This window comes from Candidatus Eisenbacteria bacterium, assembly GCA_020847735.1.
GTDB lineage: Bacteria > Eisenbacteria > RBG-16-71-46 > RBG-16-71-46 > RBG-16-71-46 > CAIXRL01.
The window spans coordinates 87628-99082 of record JADLBL010000026.1 but is presented as its reverse complement, the minus strand read 5'-3'; the positions used below and the strand labels follow the sequence as shown (position 1 = coordinate 99082).

6 protein-coding genes are annotated in these 11455 nt (G+C 71.2%); 1 reads left to right on the top strand and 5 read right to left on the bottom strand.

What is annotated here, in order from left to right; all coding sequences use genetic code 11:
* Window positions 1–90: 90 nt before the first annotated feature.
* The 5 genes from IT347_14675 to IT347_14655 all read right to left on the bottom strand — a co-directional run bounded on the left by IT347_14675 (window position 91) and on the right by IT347_14655 (window position 8173).
* Window positions 91–885: a hypothetical protein gene (locus IT347_14675; GenBank protein ID MCC6350829.1), complete on the bottom strand. Its 795-nt coding sequence runs from the start codon at window positions 883–885 to the stop codon at window positions 91–93.
* Between the two features lie 214 nt (window positions 886–1099).
* Window positions 1100–2689 carry a hypothetical protein gene (locus tag IT347_14670; protein MCC6350828.1) on the bottom strand — a complete coding sequence of 530 codons (1590 nt, stop codon included), beginning with the start codon at window positions 2687–2689 and terminating at the stop codon, window positions 1100–1102.
* A gap of 126 nt (window positions 2690–2815) precedes the next feature.
* A complete protein-coding gene (locus IT347_14665; GenBank protein ID MCC6350827.1) occupies window positions 2816–3346 on the bottom strand; it encodes a hypothetical protein in 531 nt (176 codons plus the stop codon).
* A gap of 20 nt (window positions 3347–3366) precedes the next feature.
* Entirely contained in the window at window positions 3367–4170 is an 804-nt protein-coding gene (locus tag IT347_14660; GenBank protein ID MCC6350826.1) for a hypothetical protein, read from the bottom strand.
* 76 nt (window positions 4171–4246) lie between these two features.
* Window positions 4247–8173: a T9SS type A sorting domain-containing protein gene (locus IT347_14655; protein ID MCC6350825.1), complete on the bottom strand. Its 3927-nt coding sequence runs from the start codon at window positions 8171–8173 to the stop codon at window positions 4247–4249.
* 621 nt (window positions 8174–8794) lie between these two features.
* Between IT347_14655 and IT347_14650 the strand changes: the two genes are divergently transcribed.
* A complete protein-coding gene (locus IT347_14650; protein ID MCC6350824.1) occupies window positions 8795–11455 on the top strand; it encodes a valine--tRNA ligase in 2661 nt (886 codons plus the stop codon).

Sequence of the window (11455 nt, the reverse complement as noted above, 5' to 3'; positions counted from 1 at the left end):
TCGCCCCGCTCCTGGTTCATCCCTCTGCCCCCTCTCTCCCTGGTCGGAAAGAAAAGGGTACGGATGAACCGGAGCGCCTACGCCGTCAACTCAGGCGCTGCGCTCCACGGAAAGTCGAGAGGAGCCAAGAAAATGATAGTTCGCCTCGGGGCTGCGGCGCTGCACGGCCGACAGCGAGGCCTTCGCCAGCGCCGTCTCGATCGCCAGGACCCGCCCGGCGGCCGCCGCCGCGTCCGCCTCGGAGCGGCCGGCGAGCGTCAGCAGCGCCGCGACATGGGCGACGTATTTCGCGCGCACGGCGGCGCTCACCGAGTCGGTGCGGAAGTAGTAGTCGCGCTCGGGCAGGCCGAGCCCGCCCTGGGCGGCACTGGCGATGATGCGGTCGCTGTTTCGCAGGTCCTGGCTGCCGCCGAACAGGAACAGGCTGCCGCGCACGCCGTGGGAGTGAAGCCAGGCGACCTGGGAGGCGAGCTCGCGCCGGTCCTTCATCCCGTCAATGGCCCGCAGCAGCGGTTTCACCGGTTCGAGGCCCGCCTTCTCGGCGGCGGCCGAATCCATGCACGCGGCGTAGTACCCGCCGAGGCGGGCGGCGTCGGAGCCCGCCCGGGCGTTCCGCTCGGCCGCGGCCGACTCGAGCAGGGCGCGCAGGCGAAGCTGATTGCGATCCGCGAGCTCCTGGAAGGCTCCGTAGGTCGAGTAGGACGCGGGAATGGTCGCGGTCTTCTTCCAGCCGCCGTTGGCGTACTGGTCGAAGTCCCGGCACGGCGCGCAGGTCGTGTCGAACGAGGCGCGATCGAAGATCGCCGCCGTCGCGGGCGCCGCGGGCGCGGGGAGCGGAACGAAGGACGCGGCGGACAACAGGGTGACGAAAGCGAGCCATCTCATCTCGGGGGCCTCCGTGCGTTCGGGCGGCGTCGTCGGGGGGGGGAGTGGGTCCGGTCGAGGGTCCACGAGCCGACCGCGCACGGCAAGGCGCCCGGGTCGCGCTGGTGCCTACGCACGCCGCGTCCGTCCGGTGGCCCGCCGGCGACCTCGGTCCGCGGCGGGCCCCGCCCGGCGGCGGTCCGGATCGCGGGCTCGGCGTCGGACGAAACCGGCTTCAGCGCACCAGGCGCAGCGACAGGACCGCACGCCAGGCCGCGCGAGTGGAGCCCGCGACATGGTCGGCGTTCTCGCGCCACTCGCGGCCCGCGAGCAGCGAACAGTCCACGCCGCTCGCGGGCCACCAGCGCACCCCGCCCTCGAGCGAGCGCGACGTCTCGGGCACGCCCGCGAACGAGAACACCTCGGGCACGGGGCCGCCCGGCACGAACGCGGCGGCGATTCCGCCCTCGCCGGTCCGGGTGCGGGCGGCGATCGCGGTCAGCTGCCAGTCGGCGTCCGGGTCCCAGCTCGCGCGCAGGCGAAGGCGCTCGGCGTCGGGGCCGGTGGGGAATCCGATCGGGCGGCCCTGGGCGCTGAACACGCGGCCGAAGTACGACGTGTAGACGAACCGCGACAACCGCGTGTACTCGGCGTTCCAGGTGAGCCGCGTGCCGTGCACGTCCCCGGTTCCGTCCCAGCCGAGCTGGTAGGCGAGCTTGTTGGGGACGCCGGCGTAACGGGCGTGCAGGTCGTCCACGAGCAGCTCGCCGTAGGCTCGCGAACCGTCGGCGATCCGCACCGAAAGGTCGGCGGAGATCATGACGTTGTTGCGCGCCGTTCCCGCCGAGTCGCGGTCGTCCTGGTCGAGCAGCCTCTGGACGATCGAGTAGGGAACGAGTCCCGAGACATAAAGACCCTGCCAGCCTCCCGCGCGGTAGCGCGCCGCCTCGGCGATCCCGAGACGCACGCCGCCCAGCGGCTGCCACTCCAGCCGGTGAGCCGCCAGCTGCTCGCCCCTTCCGGGCGAGGTCGTGGCGCTGAAGATGCTGGCGTCGGCGCGCAGCGGTTCGATGCGCGCGTGCAGCATCATTCCCGAGAGCGGCGCCGAGGTCTTCGACAGCAGCAGCGAACCCTCCTCGCCCGGGCCCCAGTGCCAGCGGGAGCGGCCGAGCTGCAGGCTCCACGCCGCGCCTCCCTGGTAGGACAGCCAGCTGTCCTCGGTGCTCGCCGCGATGTCGGTGTCGGCCACCAGCGCGTCGCTGAACGCGGTCACGTCGCGCAGTTCGCCCAGCCAGACGTGCGCGTGACCGAGCCAGCGGTCCGACTGGAACGTCGCCCGCAGGTGCACGCCCGAACCGTCGGCGAGCCGTGTGCGATCCTCCGATTCGTCGTCCGTCCACGCCGCCATGCCCTCGAGGCCGGCCGAAAGCTCGAGCCGCTGCTCGCCCGGCCAGGATCGCTGCAGCAGGCGCGGCGTCGAACGGGGCGCGTCGTCGCTCGCGAACGCGGCGGTCGCGTCGCGGCCCAGGGCGCGTTCGATCCGCGCGACCGTGACGCCGCGGGCGCCGGCCACGCGCGCCGGCGGGACGGTGCCCATGAGCTCGAACAGCCGCAGCGGGCGCGAGTGCAGCGACGGCAGTTCGATCCGGCCCGCGGCGGGAGAGGGCGCGTACAGGTCGAGGACCCGCAGCTCGGCTTCGAGCGGGTCGCCGACCGGCAGGTACTCGGCCGGTGCGGCGAGGGCCGCGGCGGAGCGACCGGCCGAGAGCGCGGCGACGAGCGCGAGCACGGCGACGCCGCGCCGGGGCGCGAAGGCGGGGAACATGGGGCGCGATGCTACGGGTCGCGCGAAGGCTTGGCCAGCGGGGCCGTCGCCCGCGCGCGCGGTCGCCCACTCCGGAGGACGGCCGCCGTGAACGGGAGGGCGGCGGGACTCCTCGCGCCGCTCCGCTCAGCGATAGAGGGCCTTGATCCGGCCCCACGTGCGGCGCGCAACGGGTGTCGGTCCGATGATGTGCACCACGCCGGCGAAGCAGGCGGGCAGGAGCGGGACGTTGTTCGAGTCGCGCATCTCCGCGTACGCGCAGGACAGCGGCGCGTCGCCCTCGGTGAGCGCCTTGAACTGGAGGTAGGCGGCGACCCCCGGGCCCTGGGCGCTGCCGTCCAGCTTCGCGGCGTCCATCCACGCCGTGTCGGCGGGGGCGGTGACGTCGGGCAGCAGGTACGCGAACCAGGCGCCGGCCCCGTCGGTGAGGATGTTGCCCGCCGGCATCGCCAGCAGTTGCAGCCGGGCGGGCGGGTAGGCGAACGCGACCTGGTAGCCCTTGAGGTCGGGCACCGCGTCCACCATCACGCGCAGCGTGAACGTGTCGCCGACCGTGACGGTGGTGTCGTCGGGCGCGAGACGGAACTCGGCGGCGCCGACCGGGACGGCCATCGTGAGCGCGGCAAGGCAGGCGGTGAACAGAGCGGTTCGAACCATGAAGTCTCCGGGTCGCGGGGTCACCGCAGTCGAACGAGCGTGGCGCGGACCGTCCGGTCCGCGGCGTGGAATCGGGCCAGGTAGACGCCGGGGGGGGCCGGTCGTCCTGCTTCGTCGAGACCGTCCCAGGCGACCGCGCGCGCGCCGGCCGGCCAGGCGCCGTCGCACAGGCGGCGCACGAGACGCCCCGAGACGTCGTACAGCACGAGCTGCTGCACGCCCGCGCGCGGGCTCGCGAGGTCCAGCCACTGCGTCCCCCGCGATGGATTCGAGCGAACCGCGAGCGTCGGGGCCGCCGGCAGCGCCGGTTCGACGCCGAGCGTACCGCCCCAACTCACGACCGCGTCCGCGGTCAGCGTCGGGTTGACGTAGGTTCCGGCGTTGTAGAACTGCGCGCGGCGCAGGCGAACGTGCGTCGAGCCCGGAGTGAGCGGGGCGCGGAAGTCGAGCGAGTAGACATGTGCGGGGCCCGAGAGGAACAGGTTCGCGCACAGCAGCGAGTGTGAAACCGACAGACTGTCCCCGGCGGCACGGAAGTAATGGAACGTGTTCCCGCAGGCCAGCTTCATGTCCGGCCCTTCCTGCAGCGCGAGCGGACTGCGCGGCAGGAACGTGAGGACCGCCGGATCGTACTCGACGACCGCGTCGTAACCGTTGAAGAGCGAGCCCGCGACCGGCACCCGCAGTTCCATCGTGAACGTCGCGCCCGGCGCCACCGTCAGCGTGTCGGGTGAAACGGCGAGCAGCACGCCGGCGGCCGGCGTGCCGACGGGGGCGAGGGCCAGCGAGAGCGCGAGGCTTGCGGTGCGAATGCGTGGGTTCATGTGGGTGAAAGGATAGCGCGGCCGCGACCGCGGAGGGGACCCGACTTCGGGCCCCCTCCGGCCGCGGACGCCGCCGCTACTGGGTGAGGATCACGCGGCGCGACTGCTCCACGCCGTCGCCGGTGAACCGGACGAGGTACAGGCCCGCCGGCACCGACTGGCCGCCGTCGTCGCGGCCGTCCCACACGATCATCCGCTCGCCGGCCGGCTGCAGCCCGTCCACCAGCGTGCGGACACGCCGGCCGACGAGATCGTAGATGGCGACCCTGGCCCGGCCGTCGCGGGCCAGCGCCAGCCGCAGGTTCGTGTTGCCGCGGAACGGATTCGGGAACGGCGAGCTCATCTGCGTCACGAGCGGCGCCGCCGGCTTCGTGCCGGCGAGCGCCACCGGCCGGTTCGCGCCGTCGCGGGCGGTGACGCCCCGGAGCGCGATCGCCGGATCCCCGGCTCCGACACGACGGAACGTGACGTTGAGCAGCGTGCCCTCGCCGAGGACGCCGGCGCCCTCGCCGAGCAGCGCGAAGTCCACGACGCCCGCCGACGGCGACAGCACCACGCCCTCGCGACCCTGGGAGTTCAGCAGCCCGCCGGCTTCAGCCGACACGAACTCGGCCACCTTCGGGTCGAAGCCGAAAGCGAGGCTCGCGCCCAGCACGTTGCCCGCGCCGCTCATGCGCACCGGCACGGTGAACGTCTCGCCGATCGCCGACGCGGGCACGTCGCCCACGCCGAGCGCGTTCGCGGCGGCGCTCGCGAGCGCGGGGCCGTCCTGCGGCATCGAGACCGTGCCGTAGTTGATCGCGAACATCATCAGGTCCTCGAACCCGACCTTGTTGTCGGTCGTCGGGCGCGCGTTCACGGAGAAGTCCGTGGTCGGGCCGACATCGAGGTAGTTGAACGGGTCGGCGGGAGCCAGCGTGATTCCGTAGTGGGCGCCGAGCAGCGTGATGTCAATGGTTCCCACCAGGTTGTCGCCGTTGCCCGGCGTGCCGTTCGTCACGTCGCCGAGGTGGTAGTTGAGGGTCCCTCCGGTCAGGTTCGAGGCGGCCGAGACGTTGCCGCACGCGTCCTTGGAGAACATCACGTAGTACCAGAAGCCGCGCGCGGTGGTCTCGTCGGACTGGCCCGAGGCCGTCACGCCCGTCAGCGCCCACGGCGCCGCCGGCGGGTACGCCGGCGCCGCCGGCGGGCCGCCCGCGACGTCGTCGTACTCGGGGTAGGTGTTCAGCAGCGTCGTGCCCCACGGGGCGCGGTAGACCTCGACCGTGGCGGCGTCGCCCGGCGCCGTGAACGTCAGCTGGACCTTCGTCGTCCCGTCGGCGTCGTTGAGCGTCTTCTGCTGGGCCGCCGCCAGGTTCGCGACCGCCGCCGGACCGCCGGTGTCGATCGTGATGGACAGCGGCGCGCCCGCGTTGGCGACGATGGCGGCGTTGTCGCAGTCGCGCGCCAGCACCGGTCCGAGCGTGATCGTGCCCGTGCCGTCGGGCCCGGGCGCCTTCATGACCTGCAGGTTGAAGAGGGTGCCCGTCGCGGCGGTCTGGCCGCACGGCAGGCCGAGGATCGCGCAGTCCACCGTGTAGCTGCCGCCACCGTTGCTCACGACCTGGAAGGTCGTTCCGCCGATGAGCGAGAGGTAGGTGCCCTGCGTGATGCTCGACGGTCCGCTGCACAGCAGCAGGTTGCTGGACAGCTGCAGCGTGACGCTGAAGCCGCGGATGTTCTCGGAGGTCGTGTGCGCGATGGCGACCGGGATCGTGATGCACGGGTTGCCGGTCGAGATGCACGACGGCGCCGGCCCGGCCGAGATCACGTTGTCGCTCGCGGCGGCGAAGCCGCAGCCGGGGTTCGCGTCCGCGCCGCTGATCAGCCACGGCGCGAAGGCGACCGTCGCGCCGGAGACCGCGTCGCCGGTGCCAGGGCCGGCGCCCGAGGGCCCGCTCGCCGCGCCCCACCAGTTCGGCGTGGCGCCGTTGGAGGCCGCCGCAGGGTCGCCCGAGAAGCCGGCCGTCACGTTGGAGAACAGCGCGTTGTGGTGCGCGTTGACGGACGCGCCCGGCCCGAAGTTCACGATGCCCAGGTCCCAGTCGGAAATCTCGACGCCTGTCACCAGCGCCGAGACGGGTCCGCCGCTCGAGTAGATGTCAATGCCCTCGGAGCCCGGCTGGTCGGTGCCCGTGAGGCAGCCGCCGGTCACGCTGACCGTGTAAGCGGCGTTCGTGGCCATCGGACCCGTGCGCGAGAAGGCGCCGGCGTCCTCTTCGGCCGGCGACAGGCCCGGGTGCCGGCCGGCTCCGTCGGCCACGGGCGCGGACCTCGCGTTGGGCGAGCTGGTGGACGAGTTGTAGTGGGTGATTCCGTACGCGGGGTAATTGATCGAGGGCAGAACGGCGCCCGTCCCGGCCACGAAGTTCGTGGAGATGGACGCGTTGGTGATGCTCGCGTCGCCGTCCTGCGAGGCGTAGCCGATCTGGCAGTTGGTGACGCTGCCGCCCGTCGCCGTCACGGCCGCGTTCTGATAGAGCAGCACGCCGGCCGCCGTCCAATCCGCGCCCGTATATCCGATGTCCGAAACCGCGTTGTTGGCGAGCGTCGCTCCGGCGCCGAAGCCGATCTGGATGCCGTTCTGGGCGGTGATCGGCGTCGGACCGTTGCCGGTCACCACGCAGTCGTGCACGTTCGCGGTCACGGCCGCGCCGTTCATCGTGATGCCGTTCTTCTGGAAGTCGGAGACGTTGCAGCCACCGACTTCGATCGCATACGGCCCGGCGGCGCTGTGATAGGCGTACACCGCGTTTCCGTGCTGCATGCCGTCCCACGGCGTGTTGCGCACGCGCACGACGTCGCAGTCGAGCACCTTGCCGCCGGCGTTCCAGTATGCGATGCCCATGAAGCGGTAGTTCGCGTTGCCCTGGCCGTCGCCGTCCACCGTCAGGTCGCGAACGCGGATGTCCGAGGCGTTCTGCAGCAGCACGACCGGATAGTTGTTCGCGGAAGTCGTGAAGAAGGCGGTGAGCGCCGCCGGGCTCTTGATGAAGGTCGCCGCTCGACCGGCGCCGTCGAGCGTCAGGTCCTTGCCGGAGACCACGACCTGCTCCGTGTAGCTGCCCGCCGCGATGTCCACCACGCCGCCCGCCAGCGTGTTGTTCACGCCGTCGGTCACCGTCTGGTAGGGCGCCGACGCGTCGCCGAAGCCGCCGGGGGCGGCGGAGTCGTCCACATACGCCGTGGCCCGGCCGCTGGGCCCGCCCGAGAACTGGTCCGAAATGTAGGCGTTGCCGTTCGCGGCGCTCAGCGCCAGCAGGTTCGGGTAGTCCGCCACGGTGCAGGTCGAGAGCAGGGCGATCTCGGCGCCCTGGTTCTCGGGCGGCCCCCAGGTGTTGCCCGACATCGTCAGCAGCGCGCCGGCGAGCACCCAGCCGCGCGTGCCGGAAACGTGGTTGTTGAGGATGCTGCCGCGATTCACCCCCGCCGGACCGTCGATGTAGGCGGGCTGGCGCAGGTGGTGAATGTTGTTGCCCTGGATGAGCAGACCCGTCCGGCCGGGCGAGACCACCAGGCCGCGGCTCACGATGCCGTTCACGCTCCAGGGAGAGCCGGGATCGGGGCCGTAGATCTCGTTGTCGCGGACGGTGACGTTGTCCGCGTTGATCCAGATCAGGTTGTGCAGGCCGGCCACGTCGGTCTTCTCGATCGAGAAGTCGCGCAGGGTCGTGCCGTCGGCGAGGACGTCGAACATGTCGCCGACCGCGCTCGACACCTGCAGCACCGAGCTGCCGATGCCGGCGCCCTGGATCGTCAGGTTGGCGGTCGAAACGGTGATGGTGGAACCGATGACGTAGGTGCCCGCGGCGACCAGGATGAGGTCCCCGGGTGAGGCGGCGGCGACCGCGGCGGGCAGGGTCATGTCGGCGGGAACGTTGATGGTCGCCGCCGTGGCCGAGGTGGTCGCGAAGGCGGCGCCGAACACCAGCGCGAACAGCGCGGTGAAGAAGCGGTTTTTCATCTCGAGGTGTCCTCTCGTTCGATCCCCACGCGCGAGCGGATGATGGCCACGTGCGCGGGCGGTCCTTGTGACGCCAGGCGGCGTCTGAGGGGAATGCGAAACGAGCACCGGGGGGCGCGCGCACCGATCACGGCCGGTGCGTCGCGTGCGGGCTTTCGCCGGGCGCGCGTGGGGGCGGCCCGGCGCCTGCACGAATCCTCCTGCGAGACGGTCCGAGGCCGCCTCGATGAACGCGCCGGGGGATGGCGGGTGGCCGCGCGAAGCCTGCGATCGAACTGCGCCGGCGGAGGAAGCGTGTTCCCTCCCGTCCGGCAGGATCGAGCCCCCGGGCGTGAACCGGGGGGGCACATACCGGCTCGCGGGTCCTCGCGTCGCGAGGTCGGGGTCCGTCGAGTCGTGCGGGCCCGGAGTCGAGTGGGCGAAGTATCCACCCGTGCGATACGAGTGTCACGACAACTTTGGGGTCGCGTGCGCTTGTTCGCTCGCGTCGACCACGGTTTGACCCCGCTTCACGCGCTCCGCTACCGTCCGCGGCCTCGTTCCGGCACCGACCGACACGCGCTGTCCGCAGTTCGAGGGCGCGGCGCGGATGGCCGCGCCGCACCCATCGTTGGAGGTTCCATGCGTCCCGGCAGTTCCGAGGCGCTCTCCCAACCCTACGACCCCGTTCGCATCGAGCCGGCCCGATACCGGTTCTGGGAGGAGCACGGCGTCTTCCAGCCTCGCGAGACGGGCAAGGCCCCGTTCGTCATCGCCATCCCGCCGCCGAACGTGACCGGCTCGCTGACGATGGGTCACGTGCTCGGCGAGTCCATCCGGGACTGCGTCATCCGCTGGCAGCGCATGGACGGCCGCGAAACGCTCTACATCCCGGGCATGGACCACGCGGGGATCGCGACGCAGAACGTGGTCGAGAAGAAGCTGCGGTCCGAAAAGCGCGGCCGTCACGACCTCGGGCGCGAAGGCTTCCTGCGCGAAGTCTGGGCGTGGAAGGAGCGGTACGGCGGCCTGATCTTCGAGCAGGAGCGTCGTCTGGGCATCACGCCCGACTGGACCCGCGAGCGCTTCACGCTCGACGAGCGTTACTCGCACGCCGTGCTGCACGTGTTCAAGCAACTGTACGACGAGGGTCTGGTCTATCGCGGCCGCTACATCGTCAACTGGTGCCCGCGCTGCCGGACGGCGCTTTCCGACGAGGAGGTGGACCACGTCGAGTCGGAGGGCAGCCTCTGGTACCTCCGCTACCCGATGGCCGACGGCAACGGAGCCGTCACGGTCGCGACCACGCGGCCGGAGACGATGCTGGGCGACACCGGCGTCGCGGTCAGCCCGAAGGATCAGCGCTACGCGAAGTTCGTCGGCCGTTCCGCGGTCCTGCCGCTCGTCCGCCGCGAGATCCCGGTCGTGGCCGACGAGATGGTGGATCCGAAGTTCGGCACCGGCGCGGTCAAGGTGACGCCCGCGCACGACCCGAACGACTTCCAGACCGGCAAGCGTCACGGCCTCGCCGAACTCGTGGTGATGGACGAGGCGGGAACGATGAACGAGAACGCGGGCGACTTCCGCGGCCTCGACCGCTTCGAGGCGCGCCGGCGCATCGTCGCCGCGCTGCAGGACGCCGGCTACCTCGAGAAGGTCGAGCCCCACGTGAACAGCGTCGGGCACTGCTCACGCTGCAACACGGTGATCGAGCCGTACCTGTCGTGGCAGTGGTTCGTGAAGATGGCCCCGCTCGCCGCGCCGGCGATCGAGGCCGCGAAGAAGGGCCGGGTCAAGTTCTTCCCGTCGCGCTGGAAGAAGGTGTACCTGCACTGGCTCGAGAACATCCGCGACTGGTGCATCTCGCGTCAGCTCTGGTGGGGGCATCGCATCCCCGTCTGGTACCGCGGCGAGGAGATGGTCGTTTCGCTCACGCCTCCCGAGGGCGAGGGCTGGCGGCAGGACGAGGACGTCCTGGACACCTGGTTCAGCTCGTGGCTGTGGCCGTTCGCGACCCTCGGCTGGCCCGAGAAGACCCCGGATCTGGCGCGCTACTACCCGAACAGCCTCATGGTGACCGGCAGCGACATCATCTTCTTCTGGGTCGCGCGCATGATCATGGCCGGATACCACTTCATGGGGGAGGCGCCGTTCCCGCACGTCTATTTCACCTCCATCGTCCGCGATTCCCAGGGCAGGAAGATGAGCAAGTCGCTCGGCAACTCGCCCGACCCGCTCGCGATGATGCAGAAGTACGGTGCCGACGCCGTGCGCTTCACGATGGCGCAGGTGCCGACGGGCCAGGACCTGCTGTTCGACGAGAAGCGGCTCGAGACCGGCAAGTTCTTCGCGAACAAGCTGTGGAACGCGACGAAGCTGGTGCTCATGCGGCTCGGCGACGAGGATCTTGCGACGGTGAAGGAGTCGCAGCTCGAGCTGACGCTCGCCGACCGCTGGATCCTCTCGCGCCTCGCGAACGCCACCAAGGACGTCACCCGGAACCTCAAGACCTATCGCTTCGCCGAGGCGGCGCAGGCGATCTACCAGTTCGCCTGGACCGAATACTGCGACTGGTACCTCGAGATGGCGAAGCCGCGCTGGGCGGTTGCCGAACGTGGCGAGGCGATGTCGCCCGCGGAACGCGCGGACCTGCGCACCACCCGCTGGGTGGCCTGGAAGGTTCTGGACGGAATCCTGCGCCTGCTCCACCCGTTCATGCCGTTCGTGACCGAGGAGCTGTGGCAGGCGATCCCGCACGACGGTGACGTGCTGGCGCTGCGGGCGTGGCCCAGGGCGAAGAAGGCGTGGTTCGACCCCGGCGCCGAGCACGAGATCGAGTTCCTCCAGGAGGTGGTGGTCGCGATCCGCAACCTGCGGGCGGAGTCGAAGATCGCTCCGGGGCGCGCCGTGCCGGTCGTGATCCGCGGCGAGACCGCCCAGCTCGAGGTGCTCGAACGGCTCGGAAATCAGCTCCGGCCACTCGCCCGCATCGAGTCGCTCACGCTGGCGCGCGACGGCTCGCGCCCGAAGGTCGCGGCTTCCGCGGTGGTGCGCGGCGCGGAAGTGTTCCTGCCGCTGGCGGGTCTGATCGACCTGGACGAGGAGCGGGCGCGGCTCGCGCGCGAGGCCGAGCGTCTGCTCGGGGACCTCGATGGCGTCAAGCGCAAGCTCCGCAACCAGGATTTCCTCGCCAAGGCGAAGCCCGAGGTCGTGGACAGGGAGCACGCTCGGCTGACGCAGCTCGAGGAGACCCTCGAGAAGCTCAAGAAGGCCCAGCAGAGCCTGTCGGCGGTTCGAGAGTGA